Raw genomic sequence first — 16,659 nt, 5'->3', positions numbered from 1 at the left:
GCCATCACGCATCGGGTCATGCGATCAGGGGCTTTAGCATGTAGATGATGTCACTCTCCCTGGACGGGTAGGGAGACATGGTGCTCTGGCGGTAGAGTGTTTCGACGGGGATACGATTGAGCATGGCCAGGGTGCAGGTGTTGATCAGCCCGGCGGCGTTGTCCGAGAGAACATGGGCCCCCAGCAACTGGCCCTTTTCATCCGCCAGTAATTTAAACGCTGCCGAATTCATCCCCACGCGCCTGTAAGTCGGCCAGGTGAGGTTTTTGCCGACGCTTTTTTTATATGTCACGCCATCCTCCTGGAGCGCTTCTTCCGTGGTGCCCACCATCCCATACTGGGGGTAGGTGAACAACACCGACGGCACGGCGAAGTAGTTCATGGATGCTTCGTTTTGATCGCCGTTCAGGCGACTGGCTATGCCGGCCGCCGCTACCTGCGCCTCGGCGTCCGCGACGCGGGCCAATTGGATCGTTGCGGCACAGTCGCCCACGGCATAGACGTGAGTATTTGTCGTTTCCATTTTCTCGTTGACGGTGATACCCTGCCGTGTCGAATCGATCCCCGCTGTTTCCAAATCAAGACCTGACAGGTCTGGCGTCCGGCCGGCGCCATGAACCACGAGATCGGCGTCGAAGCGGCGGCCATCTTCTGTCGTGACGCTGAAGGCGTCTCCGCTCTTTTCGATCGTGGTGATATTGACATCGCAGAGAATGTCGATGCCTTCCAGGGCGGATGCGTCGGTCAGCAGGCCAACCATCTCCTTGTCAAAAGACCTCAGTGGGCGGGGGCCCGCCTCGAGGATCGTGCAGCGGGTATTCGTCGGCCCCAACCGGACGGCAAAATGGGCGAACTCAAAGGAGATAAACCCCCCGCCAATGAAAATGATCCGGCGGGGAAGCCGTGCCAATTCCAAAAACTCACTGCTGGTGAGCATATGCTGCGCACCGTCTATGGGCAACCGCATGGGAGCCGCACCGGTGGCCAGAACGATATAGCGGGCGGACAACTGCTGGTGATCCACGGATATGGCGTTTCGGTCCGTGAATCGGGCGCGCCCCCATATCAGATCGATGCCGGCTTCTTTCAGTCCGTTGACCGTATTGTCGGGCACCCGCGACGTAAACCGGTTTTTGGCATCACGTAACTCGAGCCAACCGCCCGAAGCCGCGGCGGTGATTCCCATGCTGGAAAGATGGCGGGAGCGGGCCACGGTTTCGGCACCTTCGTAGAACCATTTTTTGGCCTGGCAGCCGCTGAGCGCGCAGGTTCCCCCGGGCCGCTGGCTGTACTCCACCATTCCCACGGTCAGGCCGTGGCGATTCAATTCGTAGGCGGCGGTTTGTCCGGCGGTTCCGGATCCGATGACCAACGCGTCATATTGCCTGGGCATGTTCACCTCCATCTTTTAACCGGCATTGCCTTTTTGAGCACGGTGTCGATTCAATCCTTTGATGATAATCATCGGGCATACAGGTTGAAAGGTTTTTTTTCGGATCGCTGCGCGGTAACGTCCGCTTTTGCGAATGGAAACGTCTGCGACTGCCGCCATGCGGGGCGGACCGACTGAAACGCGGTGCGGGATGACGGGCAAGGCTTGGCGTGACCGCGCCGGCACCCATTACTGCCGGATAGACAGCCGATCCACACCTGAAAAATGAAGCATGCCTGTCGTCATCATTCGATTCAGTCGGCCTTTTGGTGGCGGCCCTCTCGTGCCGGTGGGCAGAAAAGGGGCTTGAAATACGTTCTTTCGACGGATTGCCAGAAACAATGGCAATTATGTTCAAGATCCCGTGTCGAGGGGGTAAACTCAATACCCGCAGGGTTGGAACCTTGCGAGGCCTTGTTTCCGCCTCCAGTAAAAGTTAGGTATAGAAACACCGGCCGGTTAACCACCAACCGGCGTTCACGTGCATGTGTGAGGTGGTTCTCAGACCTTGAAACGCGCCACCAGCGTGTTGAGCTGCTTGGCCAGGCCGGCCAGGCTGGCCGCGTTCTGCTGAATGTGGCTGCTGTTGGCGGACATCTGGGTTGACGAATGGTCAACCGCCTTGATCGCTTCGGCAATGCTGGTGGAAACCGCCGAACTCTGGGCGATGTTGCGGGTGACCTCCTGAAGGCCTGAATCGGATTGGGTCACATTTTCGGCAATCGACCGGGTGGTTGCGGCCTGCTCTTCCACGGCGGCGGCGATTGAACCCACCAGGTCGTTTACCGTGTCGATCACCCCGGCGATCTCGCTGATTTCCGCCACGGTGCTCCTGGTGGAGGTTTGGATGCCGTCGATCTTGGATTTGATCTCCTGGGTGGCATTGGCGGTCTGGCTGGCCAGATCTTTGATCTCGTTGGCAACCACGGCGAAGCCCTTGCCCGCTTCCCCGGCACGTGCCGCCTCGATGGTGGCGTTGAGCGCCAGGAGGTTGGTCTGTTCCGAAATTTCAGTGATCACTTCGGTAACTTTGCTGATCTCCAGCGCGGATGTGCCCAGTTCGTTCACCTTGCGGGAGGTCACGGCGACCTTGTTGACGGCATCCGTGGATACGCTGCTGGCCTTCCCGGTGTTTTGGGCGATCTCGGACACCGTGGCGGACATCTCCTCCGCGGAGGTGGCCAGCATGTTGATGGCGGTTGCGGCCTCCTGGGTGGTCGCCGAAATCGTGTCCATGTTGACGCTCATTTCGGTGGCGGCCACGGACACCCGCCGCGCCTTTTCCTGGGTTTCGGTGGAGCCGCTGGACATCTGATCCGCCGTGGCGGACATTTCATCGGCGCCATGGGTCAGGCTGACGGCCTGACTGCCGATGTCACGGATGATGCCCCGCCGCTGCTCCACAAACGCGTTGAAGCGGGTCGCCAGTTCGGTGATTTCATCGTTGCCGGAGACCTCTATCCGGCGGGTCAGGTCGCCTTCACCGTTGACAATATCGTTGAGCCCGGCAGACACCCGGCGAACCGGTGCCACCACCAGTTTCTGGATCAGAAACCAGATCCCAGCGCTGAGCAGCACCAATACCACAGCCGTAATGCCGATCAGCTCGTTCCGCAGGCCGCGCGCCGGGGCAAAGATTTCATCCATGGGGGCCGATACGCCGATGCGCCATCCCGAATCGCCGATACGGGCTATCCCGGTGATCTTTTCGATTCCCTCATGGGTGTACTGGAAGGCATCCTGGTGCGTGTCTATCATCTGACGGCCAAAGGGGAATTTAGTCAGGTCGAGCTTCATCAACTGCTGCTTGTCCGGATAGGCGAAGATGATGCCTGTTTCGTTGAACATGAACCCGTATCCGGTCTGACCCACTTTGATGGGGTCGACAAAATTGGCGCTCATGTCCGCCAGGTTGATCACCGCATAGAGCGTTCCCGCCACCTCGCCGTCGCGCCTGACGGGTGCTGCAATGGTGAAAATCGGCTGGCCGCTGGTTTTACTGATCAGCAGGTCCGACCGGTTTTGCTGACCCTGCACGGCCTTCCGGAAATAGTCCTACTTGCCCACATTGGTCTGGCCGATGGTTTTCGGGTGTGACGAGGCGATCACCAACCCGTCGCGATTGGTCAGCCGCACACCGGCAATGTGGGGATAGTCCTTTAAAACATCCGCCATTTTTTTGCTGGCGCTCGTACGGGCGCCCTGGGCGATCATGTCCGAACCCAGGGCAATACGGTAGGTGTCCTCCAGGCTCCAGCTGTGCAGATCCGATTCGTTGCGTTCCAGCCAGTGTTTGATAAAGGCCGATTGGCTTTGAACAATCGAAACCATCTCTCCACGGACCTCGTTTTCAAGCGCCGACGAGGCGCTCATGCTGGAGATGACCAGCGACAGGAGCATGCTGGCCATTACCAGTGCCAGGGTGGGGAACAAAAATTTTTCACGCAGTTTCATTAAGACGCGCCTTGATACCTTTAGTCAGGCTTGTGTCTGTGTGCCAAACGATGGGTATCGGCAGGAGGGCCCTGAAATTTGAGGATTGATTTTTAGGATGAAGGTGACGAAGCCCAGCGCATGGGTGCGAGCGGATTGCTAAAAAAACCCTACGCCATCGAGAAGTTGGGTCATGCGGTGAAGTCCGCATTGGCCGCAGCCCATGGCGGAGAATGAGCCTTTTGCCACCGAGATGGCTGCGGTTCGCCGCCTCGTCAAGGAATGTGCGGCCCCTTGCCCGTTCAGACAGGCACGTTCCATCAAGAGGGTCGGGGGTCCTGGGATGGGCCGGAAATCGGTGAGCAGTGGGTTTCCATCAGGGATCGGATCACCTGCTTTTGCTGCAGGGTCAAACTCTCGAAGCGGACACCGATGCCCTTGGGGTCCCGGCGGACCACCGTTCCGTCGATGTCGCAGGCGCGCTTCAATAGCGGGGACGACAGGGACATGGTGAGCCGCTGGCCGACTTTGATGGGTTGTTCGGTTTCGATGTAGGCGCCCCCCTCGCTGATGTCCCGCATATAGCACTGGTAGGTCCAGTCGCTGATATCGTAACCTACGCCCACCAGGCAGTCGTAACGGCTGTGCTTGCGCTGGTTGGGGCGCTGGCTCTGCTTTTCATCCACCATCCGTCCGCTCTCCAGCAGCAAGTTCATCAGCGAGGTGGTGATTTCACGCGGCGCCTCCCGGGGGGCGTAGTCGATGTCGATCAATACATTTTCCCAGGTGAGAATGTGCAGCGCGGCAGCCTTGCCGGTCAGCAAGCCCATCTTGGCGGCGGCGGGCTTGCCGTCCAACATGTAAATCGTTCCGGTTTTCCCTTTGGCCGTGATCTGCAGGGTACAGGAGCGATGCTCCAGTTCCAGCATCTGGAGAAACGAGGAGAGGGTGATCCCCCGAATCTGCCCGCCGTAGTCGATCTGCAACTCGGTGAAGATCCGTTTGGTGAGCATGCTGGTGTCCAGGGCCTGATCGAAATGAATGACCGACGCCAACTGCTTGACCTTGGCGCGGAACATGGACGACGCGTTGTTGGTCATGACGATGACGCAGGTTTGCGGATATTTGGCCCCCAGCAGCGACAGGAGTTCGAAAGCGTCCATTTCGGACATGTGCATGCCGGTGATCAGGATGTGCACCTCTTCCCCGGCAAGAACGTCCAATGCGGTCTGGACGTTGGTTGCGGACAGGACCTGCAGAAAGCTGCCATGGCTTTTGAGCAGCCCGACAAATGTGTGGAGCATGATGGGATCAGTGTCGACGACTAGGATGGTCTTCATCGAATGCTGGCCTCTGTGGGTTTTATCGGTCGTTAGGGGCAATTGCTGATGCGCTGTTCACCGTCATTCGCCGGGTTTCTATTGCTTGGGCGTCAATGTGAAGGAAATGGTGCCCGGGTAAGGGAATCGGTCCATCCTGCGAATTCCCAGGTCCTTCAGCTCCGGGTAAAAAGAGCATTTTTCCGCCGGAAAAACAAACAGTTTTTCAAAGCCGGAAAAGGTGGCGTCAAATCCCAGGGGCGCAAAGGCCTCGGTGATGGCCGAAAAAACACCGGTCATCTTCCAGCGGTCCTGCACGAGGGCATAGATCCGCGCCTGGCTGAAGGCGCTAGGATCCTTGAGGTACCGCTCCCAGGGGGTGTAGCCGTTGAAAGCCAGGATGCTTTTTTTCTCTACCTCCCTGATTCCCATGAAGCTGCCCGCGCTCAGGCTATCCAGCTTGAGATCAGCCCCGAACCGCCCGTAAAGCGCGTTGATCATGTCGGCCAGCAGAGACTCGAAAATGGGCGCTGTGAGCAGCGGCGTACCCGGTTCGGTGTCGGGCGTGAATGCCAGGTGGGCGGAGACGATGCTTACCGACCCTTCGGTTTCCCGCCGCTGGCTCAGGCGAAGCGAAACCCGGTGAGCGCCTTTTTGGACTGAAACGGTGTGTTCGATCAGGGTCCCGAAATCAAACGTCTTTTCAATTTCCGCCGGCATGTCGGTGGCGGCGTGGGCGACAGGACTGCACAGCGCTGGCAAATAAACCAGGGCAAGGGCGAACAGCGAGATGAAAAAGCGGACGTTCATGGCAACCCTCGATCGATGGCTGTCAATTCGGTGCTCTTGAGCGAGTGATGGCTTAGGTTCCAAGACCCCGCCAACCGGAAGGTAACGACGCGTGATCGGTCAATTCAATCATGAGGAAACAATAACAAATGCATTTTTTCAAGGCAAGGTGTTGCATGCTAGTCGGAACAACAACCCAGGCACCTGTCGGCCAATTGCGGATAGAACGCACGGGTGCAGTCGGGGCAGATGCCATGGCTGAAGACAGCATCACTGTGGGTCGAGATGTATTGCTCCATCTGTTTCCAGAGGCCTTTGTCGTCCCGGATCTTTTTGCAGGAGGCGCAGATCGGAATCAATCCGCTGAGCACCTTGACCTTGTCCAGCGTTTCCTGCAATTGAACGATCAAAAGGTCTTTATCCTTCTCCGCCTGCTTTCTTTTGGTGATGTCGAGGATGGCGCCGATCATGCCGCCGATCCCTCCGTTGGCCTTTAAAAACGTGGCCTTGTTGAAAACCACGGAACGCGTTTGACCGGATTTTCGGTTGACTTCATATTCGTAAACCTGGACGCCAGGCTGGTTCAGCAGTTCCAGGTCCTTCTTCTGATACGTGTCGGCGAGTTCCTTTGGGGCCAGATCGTAGACGGTTTTGCCGATGATCGCATCCAACGGCGCCCCGATAAATTCGGCAAAGCTCCAGTTGCAGCCCGCATAAACCAGGTTTTTATCCTTGTAGAAGACGGGAATGCGGATGGCATCGATCAAATCCTGTTGGAATCGCAACGCTTCCTGGATGCGAAGTTCGCTCTCCTTCTGTTTTTTCAGCAGAAACGAAACCACGCCGCCGAAAAGGATGAAAGAGAGTGCAAAAAGGGTTCGCATGTAAATTTCATGCGGTCAGTAGGTCCGGCTGGAGACGACTTCATTTCGGTGCATGTTGAAAAAAACATGATCGACCCCTGCATCGATCACCCAGAACAGAACGCCCAGAATTATGGAGATGATAAGGATGCGGGTTGACATTTTCATGTTGGAGCGGCCCTTTTTGCTGCAATCGTCAAGGCGGTGCCAATGATCACCGGTTTTGCCTTCCCTAACAATAAACACGGCGCCGGCCAATAAAAGGGTGGGGGGCAATCGAATCTATCCTGCGGAATCGACAAGGCCACGGGGGCGTTTCCTGTCCTCCCGTGGCCGTGGCGTCATGCGGTCTCCCGAAGGCAAAAGGGGGCCATCATTGCTTCATTCGGCGGATCAGGCGCCGCCGCTGACGGCAAATCCGCTGGGCCCGATGCCGGTGGCCGAAGAGGTGCCGGCTATCTTTGCCAGGTAGGTATTGCCCAGGGTACTGATATGGTCGCTGATGTTGTCGAAGTAGTTGAAGTGAAGCTGCTCTTCATCGATTGTCTGCTCGAACAGTTTCATGCTTGTGCTGTCCCCGTTTTCGCGGCAGACCAGAAGAAACTGGTTGTAGATGTCGATTGTATTGTCTTCGAGACCGGCATCAAAGGTGAAAATCTGTTCGACCGCCTGCCCCTTGGTGACTTTCTGATCGGGTTCAGTGGTGGGTTCTCCCCCCAGTTCCTTGATCCGTTCGGCGAAGCCTTCCGCGTGGCGCATTTCGTCGATGGCGATCAGCTTAACCTTTGCGGCCAGTTCCCCATAGTCCTTGTCATCCAGGTTGTAATGCTGGTTCATGTACTGGGTGATGGCCGTGAGTTCCATGGACCGGGCTTTGTTGAGCACTTCGATAACTTTTGCCTTCCTCTTTTCCCTTGCCGACTGTGCCATTTTCAATCTCCTGTGTTTGAATGGGTTTAGGAATGTTTACCGTACGCTATAAAATGTCGACCATTACTTCGTAATGATCGAATGGGGGCATAATGCAGGCGCCGGCAAACCGGGTTCGGGCGGCACCGATCATTTCGCGGGCGTTGGCGGCACCTTCGGTCACCGGGTCGGCGGCGCAATGCATGCGCTGCCGCAGCGCATCGGGCACGGTGATGCCGGCCACCCGGGTGTGCAGGAACTCGGCGTGCCGGGGGGTGCGCAGGGGGAGGATGCCCATGATGACGGGGATGCCGATATTCCTGGTGGCATGGGCGATCTCATCGGCGCCGGCGTCGTCGTAAATCGGCTGGGTGACGGCAAACTGGGCGCCGGCGTCCACCTTCCGCTGCAAGTGGTCCACCGCCCTGGCCAGACCGCTTTTTTCGGGGTGGGTGTCGAAAACCACGCCGGTCTGCAGATTCGATTCCCGGGCCATTTTTACCAGGCCGTAAACGTCGGTATCCCGGACGTTGGTTGTATTTCCCCGGTCTTTGAAGGCCACCAAATCACCGGTGGCCACTAATACTGTTTCTATGCCCAACGCCTTGGCTCCCCACAGTTCGCCCTGAAGACTCAAGCGGTTGTGGTCCCGAGTGGTGAGGTGGAGGATGGCCGGTTTTTTAGTGCGCTGCTGGATCATGGTACACAGGGCCATGGCACTCATGCGGGGTTTGGCCACGGGGTTGGTGGCCACGCTGAAACCGAAGAACGACAGCGCGCTCAAGGCATCCAGGGCATCAAGGACCTTTCGCGGGTCCGATCCGTCCGGGGGGACCACCTCAATGGTGACGACGAACGATTCGTTAAACATGTCAACCCTTTTCCGGATTCGGCATTGATGATGTCACGCCGAAGGAGACGAATGGCCGCGGCCTGGGCAACGGCGCGGATGGTGACATCCATGGCTTCCTGGTCGTAGTTGGTTTTCATCGGCACGCTTGCAGACGGTCACCGGTGCGTGTGCTTTGTCGGGGTGTCTGTTGTATCGGGGTGCCGGTCGTTGCTCGTCGAACGGAATTTCGAGCTTAGTCTATCTTTCCAAAAGGTCCAGGTCAAGCATGGATCATCCTTACCACCGGCAGAACATGCTGCCTTTAACGCGTCTATTTCCCCGTCCGCCCACTGGCGTTCTGGAGGACGGGTATCGCGGCCTGAAATTCACATATGTAATATTGTCATCGATAGTTACATAATCGTAATTTTTCAGCGACTTTGCGTTTTGGCCGCGCGGCGGGATAAAACACACCATATCAGCAAGTTGTAATCAATCGCGGGTGATGGCACGGGGTTTGATTATCGGATAGCTATTGTCCAACTTTTACACTTGAGGTCGAACCGAATGATAGCGATAAACAGAATAAACTGGAACAGAGAAATCTGGCGCAAAATATTCAACAGCGTGGCTGCAAAATATGATTGCGGCGTGCGCTTCATCCTCGACGCCGGCCGGATGACTTTCGAAGGAGATCCGGATTGCGCCGAGGAGATCGTCAAGGAGGCCTTTTCCCTGTTTGGCGGCAACGCATAGTGACAGCCTGACAGCTACCGGGGTTGCCCGGAAAGGCTGATCTCGCCTTTCTCCCCCACATGAAGGTTGGGCCGCAGCCCGCCGAGGTCGAGTTTGGCGTTGAGTTCATAAGCGATGGTGTCCCGCTGCGCGTTCATCAGGTCGGTAAAAAAGCGTATGCTGCTCAGCAGGCTGGTCGTGGCAGTCAGGGTGACGTCACCTTCGCCATAGCCGTCGATAGCCGGTAGATCGTTGGCGACGCCCGTCAAGATTTTGTGCCCGTCAAGCTTCAGGCTGTAGGCGATCCCTTGAAGCGTCAGGGTCGATCGATTGGGATTGATGATGTGAAGATCGATTTCGAATCGTGGTGCGATGCTGTCCGAAGGCAGTGCCCGTATGGCGCTGACGTTCACGCTGGGCGTTTCGTAATCGGGGTCGAGGGTGGCACAACCCGCGATCACCAGAACCGTTGACACAAGGAGCAGGATCCAGCGGTATCGGGGCATCGGCAGCCTCCTTTCTGGCGAGTTGACACGAAAACCGGCTATTTCCCCATGATCATCAGCAACGGAATGAAAACCAGGCCTGCCAGGGCCAGGTAGAGGCCGTTCAGGACCCGCTGGTATTTATATCGGGCCGTTTCGTCCGTTTCGTTGAGGGTCAATTGTTTGAACCGGCGGTAATCGTCGAGCCATCCGGTCATCATCTCCACGTGGTACCCCTTATCTTTAAGCGTCATCTTGATCTGCTGAAATGAATGCAGGGTGAACACGATCGCGCCGATCAATCCAATACTCAGCCAATTCATGTGGGTTGTCTCCTCAACGATTCAAAACTGAAAGAAAAAAGGCCTTCTTTGACTGTCGCTTCGGCTTTCCAGGGACCGCCGGCCGGAAAGGCAGAAAATTGAAAATCAATCCTATCACACAATCAATGCCCGGGCCACCGTTCAATTTGATTTTCTGGGCTTGGTCCGCGCCGTTGGTGGGGCAGCCAGTGGATCTTCCGGCCAAACGTGTTTGGGGTAACGTCCCTTGAGTTCTTTTTTCACCTCCGGGTAGCTGTTTTTCCAGAAGCCGGCCAGGTCCCGGGTGATCTGGGCCGGACGGCCTGCCGGTGAAAGCAGGTGCAGCACCACCGGCAATCGGCCTCCGGCGATAGCCGGGGTTTCCGTGGCGCCGAACAGCTCCTGTATCCTTACGGCCAGTATCGGTATCGGCTCGCTGTAGTCGATGGGCAGGCGGGATCCGCTGGGCACCGTGATGTGGGTGGGGGCCAGTTCTTCCATCTGCCGCTGTTGCCGCCATGTGAGAAGATTGCGCAGCGCGTTGGAAAAATCTTTCGCCCCCAGATCTTTCAATCGCGTCATGCCGGAAAGATAGGGGGACAGCCACTCTTCCAGGGTTCTGGAAAGGGCGGCATCGCAAACGTCAGGCCAGGGACCGCCGTCCGCATCGGTCCGCGCCAGCAGCATGACCCGGGATTGCCAGTTTCTCAGGGTTCGTGTCCAGGGAAGGATGGCGATGCCGTTTTGACGAATCCCGGCGATCATGGCGGCCATCACGGCTTCGGGCGCAGGGTTGGTCAATGGCTCGGTTCCCAGCGTGAGTGCACCCAAAACCAGCGTACGAATACCGGATACCGCCAACCGACGGGAATCCCAGGTCACCGTTTCCAGCCATCGGACCCGGTGTGAGAACTGATCCAGCAGGCAATCCTTATCGACCGCCGCTGCCATGAAGATTCGGGCTTCCCGCCGGTCGCCGTCGGTATGCGCCGCCACGAGATATTCGTTGGCGCTCAGCGGTTCGGGTGGGTCGAAATAAGCGCCGCGGCCGCTGGTGAGCAGGAAGCGGCCCGGGCTGCCGGACCGTTGCCGGGCAATGCGGTCGGGGTAGGCCCAGGCCAGCAGTCGGCCCGGAACGGATGGCCCATCGGTATTTTTACCTGTTCCCAACCGGTGTTGCAGCACTGCCGACACTTTCAGAATATGCCTCACGGCGGATGAATCGACGGTGCAGCCATGAATCTGAAAAGGCCTCTTTACCCGGCAGGCCTGCAACGTGTCCAGCCTCAATCTAAGGTCGGCATCGCGCTCCCGGCCGACAAAATAAAGCGGGTCGCGTTCACTCAAAATGGCGGCAATGTCGCAGGCCAATGGCCCCATTTTCTCTTTTCGGGCCGCCAGTATCATGTGGGCCAGGCGGGGATGCAGGGGCAGATCCGCCATGTGACGTCCGTGTGCGGTAATTTTCCCGTCATCGTCAAGGGCTCCCAGATCCAGGAGCAGCTGACGGGCCATGGAGAATGCCGGAATGGGCGGTGGGTCCAGCCAGTCGAGGGAATCCGGGGCATCTATCCCCCAGGCAGCCAATTCCAGGGCCAGGCCGGCCAAATCGGTGTCCAGGATCTCCGGCCGGTGGTAGGCAGCCAGCGTGCGGTGGGCCGCTTCGTCCCACAGCCGGTAGCAGATGCCCGGGCCCAGACGACCGGCCCGCCCCCGGCGCTGGTCTGCCGATGACCGGGACACCGGCAGCGTCACCAATCGGGTCATGCCGCTGCCGGGATCGAAGCGCGGCGCCCGCTGCAATCCGCTGTCCACAACGACACCGATCTGTTCGATGGTCAGGCTGGTCTCGGCAATGGACGTGGCCAGCACGATCTTGTGTTGCCCGGCCGGCGGCGGCGATAGGGCCGCATCCTGCCGGACTCGGGGCAGATTGCCGTAAAGGGGGGCGATGCTCCACCCGGCTGGCAGATCGACTCCTTCAAGTAACCGGGCCACCCGTCTGATCTCCGGCGCGCCGGGCAGAAAGGCGAGAAGGTTGCCCTCGTTCGCCGCCACGGACCGTTTGATGGCAGAGGCAACGGCCCGTTCGACGGGCAAGGCCGCAGGCCGGCCCACATATCGGGTTTCCACAGAAAAGGCGCGGCCGCCGCACCGGAGCAGGGGCGCGTCGTCCAGCAGGGCTGCCACTGCTGCGGGGTCCAGCGTGGCGGACATCACCAGCAGCCGAAGGTCGTCATTGAACACGCCTTGAATGTCCCGACACAGGGCCAGCCCCAGATCGGCATCCAGGCTGCGCTCGTGAAACTCGTCGAAGACGACCAGCCCCACACCGGCCAGGGACGGGTCGCCCTGGATCATGCGGGTGAGCACGCCCTCGGTCACCACTTCGATGCGGGTGTGCGGCCCCACCCGGCTTTCCATGCGCACCCGGTACCCCACGGTCTTGCCCACCGGCTGGTCGAGCAGGGACGCCATGCGATGGGCCGCAGCCCGCGCAGCCAGGCGGCGCGGGGCCAGGAGCAGCAGTCGCCGGCCGGACAGCCAGGGTTCGTCCATCAGGGCCAGCGGCACGACAGTCGTTTTACCGGCACCGGGCGGCGCCACCAGCACCGCGGATGAGTGGTCGCGCAAAGCGGATTTGAGTGGTCCCAGGATCGCCGCCACCGGCAGGCGGTGGATTGCTCCGGTATGATCGCTGTGTTCCATGGTGACTGGAGTATCACACTTCAGAAACATTTTCATCGTGCGGGCAGCGGCAGCGGCAAAAAAGGTAACTGATCGACAGTGCCAGGTGAATGGCGCTTCCTTGGTCAGGATTTTGTGGATTGCAGCGGGAGGCTACCAATGTTCTACCATGGTGCTGATTTGTATTCGTTGAGGTTGCTGTGATAAAATCCAACATTACCATTGGCATCCGGCCCAAGCATCCTGATAAAAATGGCGGCAACCGAATGATCTTCAACCCGCGATTTCCCATATTGCCAAGGAGAACCACATGTCGTCAAAAACCTTCCAGAAAAAATTGATCAAAAAGACAAAACGGCATGCCCACAAAGCCAACCTCAAAGCGGATCAGCAACGTATTGACAGAAATCACGAGGTTCTCTACGGCAAAACGCAGAAGGGATAACCTACCAGCAGCTTGATTCGCGTCGCCGTAGGCAGCGGCATCAGGCATATCCGTTGAGCTTTCCCAGATGGTCGAGGCGCTTGGAACCTGCGCAAAATTTTGCGGCGGGCGGGGATGATCTCGTTATTTCTGCAGCAAATGCCTGTCGAGCATGCCCGACCGTTCCTGCGGCTTTACGGGTTTTGCCAGGTAAGCGGCAAGCCCGATGTCGGGAAACCGTTTGGCGTCGCCGCGATCGCCCATGGCGGCCATCACTACCATGATGGTCTCCTTTATGGCGGCCTGCTGCTTGAGCTCCATGATCCATGAATCGATCATTCGGACGGCGATTTTTGCGATCGGTCTGGATAATTCCAGGCGGCCGGTGATGCCGATGCCCGATACGATCAGAACCGTAAGGATGAAATTCGAACTCCAGTTCGCACGCTATCGCGTTTCAGATGAGGTTTTTTAGAAATTGTCCGGTGTAGCTTTCCCTGACACGGGCCACCGTTTCCGGGGGGCCCTGGGCCACGACGCGTCCGCCCCCTTTGCCGCCTTCGGGCCCCAGGTCGATGATCCAGTCGGCGGTCTTGATCACATCCAGGTTGTGCTCGATGACCACCACGGTATTGCCGCCGTCCACCAGGCGCTGGAGCACGGCCAGCAGCATCTTGATATCCTGGAAATGCAGGCCGGTGGTGGGCTCGTCCAGGATGTAAAGGGTTCGTCCCGTGGCCCGTTTGGCCAGTTCGCGGGCCAGCTTGATGCGCTGGGCCTCGCCGCCGGAAAGGGTGGTGGCCGCCTGGCCCAGCTTGATGTATGAGAGCCCGACATCCATCAGGGTGTCCAGAATACGCCGGATGCGCGGATGGTTCTTAAAGAGCTCCCGGGCCTGCACCACCGACAGGTCCAGCACATTGGCGATGGAGTGGTCCTTGTACTTGATCTCCAGGGTGGCGTCGTTGAAACGTTTCCCCCGGCAGGTTTCGCAGGGCACATAGACATCGGCCAGAAAGTGCATTTCCACCTTGATGTAGCCGTCCCCGCTGCAGGCTTCGCAGCGTCCCCCCTTGACATTGAACGAATAGCGTCCTTTCTTGTACCCGCGCATGTTGGAGTCGGGCAATTGGGCGAAAAGATCCCGGATCAAGTCGAACACTTTGGTATAGGTGGCCGGGTTGCTGCGGGGGGTGCGGCCGATGGCCTTCTGGTCGATGTTGATCACCTTGTCCAGGTGCTCCAACCCGTGGATGGACTTGTGCCGGCCCGTTTCCAGCATGGCGTTGTGCAGCTTGCCCGCCATGGCCGGGTAGAGAATCTGGTTGATCAGTGTGGACTTGCCCGCGCCGGAAACGCCGGTTACCGCCACCAGCAGCCCCAACGGGATATCCACGCTGAGGTGGTTCAGGTTGTTTTCGGTGGCGTCGACAATGGCGATCCGCCGGTGGCCGGCGGTTTCGACGGGGCGCCTTGTGGCCGGCGTTTCGATCTCATCCCGGCCGCTCAAATAACGGCCGGTGAGGGAGGCTTTACGGCGCATGATCTGCTTGGGCGTTCCCTGGGCCACGATTTCACCCCCCAGGTGTCCGGCGCCGGGACCGAAGTCGACGATCCAGTCCGACGAGGCCATGGTTTCCCGGTCGTGCTCCACCACGATGAGCGTGTTGCCGATGTCCCGAAGGTGGCAGAGGGTGCCCAGCAGCTTGATGTTGTCCCGCTGGTGCAGGCCGATGGAGGGTTCGTCCAGGATGTAGAGGACGCCGGTGAGCTCCGATCCCACCTGGGAGGCCAGGCGGATGCGCTGGGATTCGCCGCCGGAGAGGGTGGGACCTTTGCGGCTGAGTGATAGGTAGTCTAAACCCACGTTGACCAGGAAACCCAGCCGGCCGGTAATTTCCTTGAGCAGTTCATCGGCGATGATCCTGCGGTTGCCGGCCAGATTCAATCCGGTGAGAAAATCCCGGGCCTCCCGGATGGTCATTTCGGTGAGGTCGATGATGGACCGGTCGCCAATCTTCACGGCCAGCACTTCGGGCTTCAGGCGCCGTCCGCCGCAGGTGTTGCAGGGCCGTGTGGAGAGGAAGCGGCCGTAGTACTTTTTGGCGTTTTCCGATTCGGTCTGGGTATAGCGGCGCATGAGGGTGTTTAGCAGTCCTTCGTAGGTCGTGGTATACGACCCTTGAATTTTTTCTGCATTCCAGCTCACCGTCAGTTCACGCCCGCCGGAACCATAGAGGATCAGCCGCCTCTGCCGGTCGGGCAGCCGAGCCCAGGGGGTGTCGAGGTCGACTCCCCATTGTTCTTCCATGGCCCTCAATTGTTCGGCTGTCCAGGAGCCGTTCAGTTTCCCCTTGCCGGTGAAATGGCCTTGCCAAGGAATGATTGCCCCCTGCCGGATCGTCAGCTTGCTGTCGGCGATCACCCGGTCGGCGTCCATGGCCAGTTTGGCGCCGATGCCGTTGCAGTCCGGGCACATACCCAGGGGCGAGTTGAAGGAGAAGATGGGCGGGTCCAGTTCCGGGTAGGCGATGCCGCAGCAGGAGCGGGCCTCGCTCATGGGGATGTCGCCGCCGTCCATGCGGTGCACGATGATGCGGCTATCACCCAGCCGCAGGGCGGTCTCCACCGAGTCGGTCAATCGTTTCCTGAAGCTGCCGGCGCTGGAGGTTTTCAGGCGGTCCACCACCGCTTCGATGGTGTGCTTCTTGTAACGCGCCAGGGCCTGGACGGCTTCGATCTCCTGTACCACACCGTTGACCCGCACCCGGGCGTACCCCTGCCGTTGCAGCCGGGCCAGCACCTCCTTGTGTTCCCCCTTGCGGCTGTCGATAACCGGTGCCAAAATGAGAATTTTTGTGTCTTCGGGCATCTCCAGGATGCGGTCAACCATGCTTTGGGCGTCGCCCTTGCCCACGGGCTGGTGGCATTTGATGCAGGTTTGCCGGCCGATGCGGGCGTAAAGCACGCGAAGGTAATCGTAGATCTCGGTGATGGTGCCGACCGTAGACCGGGGGTTCTTGCTGGCAGATTTCTGCTCGATGGAGATCGTGGGCGACAGCCCCCGGATGGTGTCGTAGCGGGGCTTTTCCATCTGGCCGATAAACTGCCGGGCGTAGGCGGAAAGCGACTCCACGTAGCGGCGCTGGCCCTCGGCGAAGATGGTGTCGAAGGCCAGGCTGGACTTGCCCGAACCGGACACGCCGGTGAAGACGATGAGCTTCTTTTTGGGCAGGCTGACATCAACCTGCTTCAGGTTGTGCTCCCGGGCGCCTTTGACCTCGATGGTATCCAGCTCCATGGTTTTTCTTTTCTTGCGTGACCGGGGGACGGCCACCGGACTGTTTCCGTTGGGTCGGTTTTTCATATTTTTTTTCCCGCAACGGCTTTTTCGGTTCCATACGGATCATCCGGTTGCCGCCTGGTGTCAATTCCTGTGCCCTCATTG

At 58.8% G+C, this 16,659-nt stretch carries 16 protein-coding genes and 1 pseudogene; 1 reads left to right on the top strand and 16 read right to left on the bottom strand.

All coding sequences use genetic code 11. The features are described 5' to 3' along the window. Nucleotides 1-16: 16 nt before the first annotated feature. The 10 genes and pseudogenes from ACZCED_RS05060 to ACZCED_RS05015 form a co-directional block, all read right to left on the bottom strand. Nucleotides 17-1,393 (bottom strand): dihydrolipoyl dehydrogenase family protein, encoded by a 1,377-nt coding sequence (locus ACZCED_RS05060; protein WP_464860340.1) that lies wholly within the window; start codon nt 1,391-1,393, stop codon nt 17-19. A 540-nt stretch (nt 1,394-1,933) separates the two neighbouring features. Next, nucleotides 1,934-3,079, bottom strand: a complete 1,146-nt coding sequence (locus tag ACZCED_RS05055) for a methyl-accepting chemotaxis protein (protein ID WP_464860353.1) — start codon at nt 3,077-3,079, stop codon at nt 1,934-1,936. An 18-nt stretch (nt 3,080-3,097) separates the two neighbouring features. Further along, nucleotides 3,098-3,475: pseudogene (locus tag ACZCED_RS05050) on the bottom strand (cache domain-containing protein); the annotation flags it as partial. A gap of 12 nt (nt 3,476-3,487) precedes the next feature. Next, a complete protein-coding gene (locus tag ACZCED_RS05045) occupies nt 3,488-3,886 on the bottom strand; it encodes a PDC sensor domain-containing protein (RefSeq protein ID WP_464860339.1) in 399 nt (132 codons plus the stop codon). Between the two features lie 299 nt (nt 3,887-4,185). Beyond that, the gene (locus ACZCED_RS05040) at nt 4,186-5,205 is read right to left on the bottom strand and encodes a PilZ domain-containing protein (protein WP_462968729.1); all 1,020 of its coding nucleotides are present in this window, start codon (nt 5,203-5,205) and stop codon (nt 4,186-4,188) included. Between the two features lie 78 nt (nt 5,206-5,283). Then, the gene (locus ACZCED_RS05035) at nt 5,284-5,994 is read right to left on the bottom strand and encodes a hypothetical protein (protein WP_464860338.1); all 711 of its coding nucleotides are present in this window, start codon (nt 5,992-5,994) and stop codon (nt 5,284-5,286) included. A gap of 158 nt (nt 5,995-6,152) precedes the next feature. Beyond that, entirely contained in the window at nt 6,153-6,857 is a 705-nt protein-coding gene (locus ACZCED_RS05030; protein WP_464860337.1) for a PAS domain-containing protein, read from the bottom strand. Nucleotides 6,858-6,872: 15 nt separating this feature from the next. Then, nucleotides 6,873-7,004: a hypothetical protein gene (locus ACZCED_RS05025; protein WP_462968732.1), complete on the bottom strand. Its 132-nt coding sequence runs from the start codon at nt 7,002-7,004 to the stop codon at nt 6,873-6,875. A 225-nt stretch (nt 7,005-7,229) separates the two neighbouring features. Continuing rightward, a complete protein-coding gene (locus ACZCED_RS05020; RefSeq protein ID WP_462968733.1) occupies nt 7,230-7,766 on the bottom strand; it encodes a bacterioferritin in 537 nt (178 codons plus the stop codon). 46 nt (nt 7,767-7,812) lie between these two features. After that, a complete protein-coding gene (locus tag ACZCED_RS05015) occupies nt 7,813-8,634 on the bottom strand; it encodes a methylenetetrahydrofolate reductase (protein ID WP_462968743.1) in 822 nt (273 codons plus the stop codon). A 510-nt stretch (nt 8,635-9,144) separates the two neighbouring features. On the opposite strand from ACZCED_RS05015, the gene ACZCED_RS05010 reads away from it, so the two are divergent. Continuing rightward, a complete protein-coding gene (locus ACZCED_RS05010; protein WP_462968734.1) occupies nt 9,145-9,333 on the top strand; it encodes a hypothetical protein in 189 nt (62 codons plus the stop codon). Between the two features lie 14 nt (nt 9,334-9,347). Here the strand turns inward: ACZCED_RS05010 and ACZCED_RS05005 are convergent, their stop codons facing one another. The 6 genes from ACZCED_RS05005 to uvrA all read right to left on the bottom strand — a co-directional run bounded on the left by ACZCED_RS05005 (nt 9,348) and on the right by uvrA (nt 16,512). Further along, the gene (locus ACZCED_RS05005; RefSeq protein ID WP_462968735.1) at nt 9,348-9,818 is read right to left on the bottom strand and encodes an LEA/WHy family protein; all 471 of its coding nucleotides are present in this window, start codon (nt 9,816-9,818) and stop codon (nt 9,348-9,350) included. A 38-nt stretch (nt 9,819-9,856) separates the two neighbouring features. Further along, the gene (locus ACZCED_RS05000; RefSeq protein WP_462968736.1) at nt 9,857-10,120 is read right to left on the bottom strand and encodes a hypothetical protein; all 264 of its coding nucleotides are present in this window, start codon (nt 10,118-10,120) and stop codon (nt 9,857-9,859) included. Nucleotides 10,121-10,261: 141 nt separating this feature from the next. Further along, the gene (gene hrpB, locus ACZCED_RS04995) at nt 10,262-12,808 is read right to left on the bottom strand and encodes an ATP-dependent helicase HrpB (protein ID WP_464860336.1); all 2,547 of its coding nucleotides are present in this window, start codon (nt 12,806-12,808) and stop codon (nt 10,262-10,264) included. Nucleotides 12,809-13,103: 295 nt separating this feature from the next. Further along, complete coding sequence (locus ACZCED_RS04990) at nt 13,104-13,280, bottom strand: hypothetical protein (protein WP_464860335.1); 177 nt, start codon at nt 13,278-13,280, stop codon at nt 13,104-13,106. A gap of 75 nt (nt 13,281-13,355) precedes the next feature. Further along, nucleotides 13,356-13,550, bottom strand: a complete 195-nt coding sequence (locus ACZCED_RS04985) for a hypothetical protein (RefSeq protein ID WP_464860334.1) — start codon at nt 13,548-13,550, stop codon at nt 13,356-13,358. 118 nt (nt 13,551-13,668) lie between these two features. Beyond that, nucleotides 13,669-16,512, bottom strand: a complete 2,844-nt coding sequence (gene uvrA, locus ACZCED_RS04980) for an excinuclease ABC subunit UvrA (RefSeq protein WP_464860352.1) — start codon at nt 16,510-16,512, stop codon at nt 13,669-13,671. Nucleotides 16,513-16,659 lie beyond the last annotated feature (147 nt).

This window comes from Desulfosarcina sp. (assembly GCF_055467485.1).
Note: the sequence above shows the minus strand (reverse complement) of the source record. Positions and strands in the feature narration are given on the sequence as shown.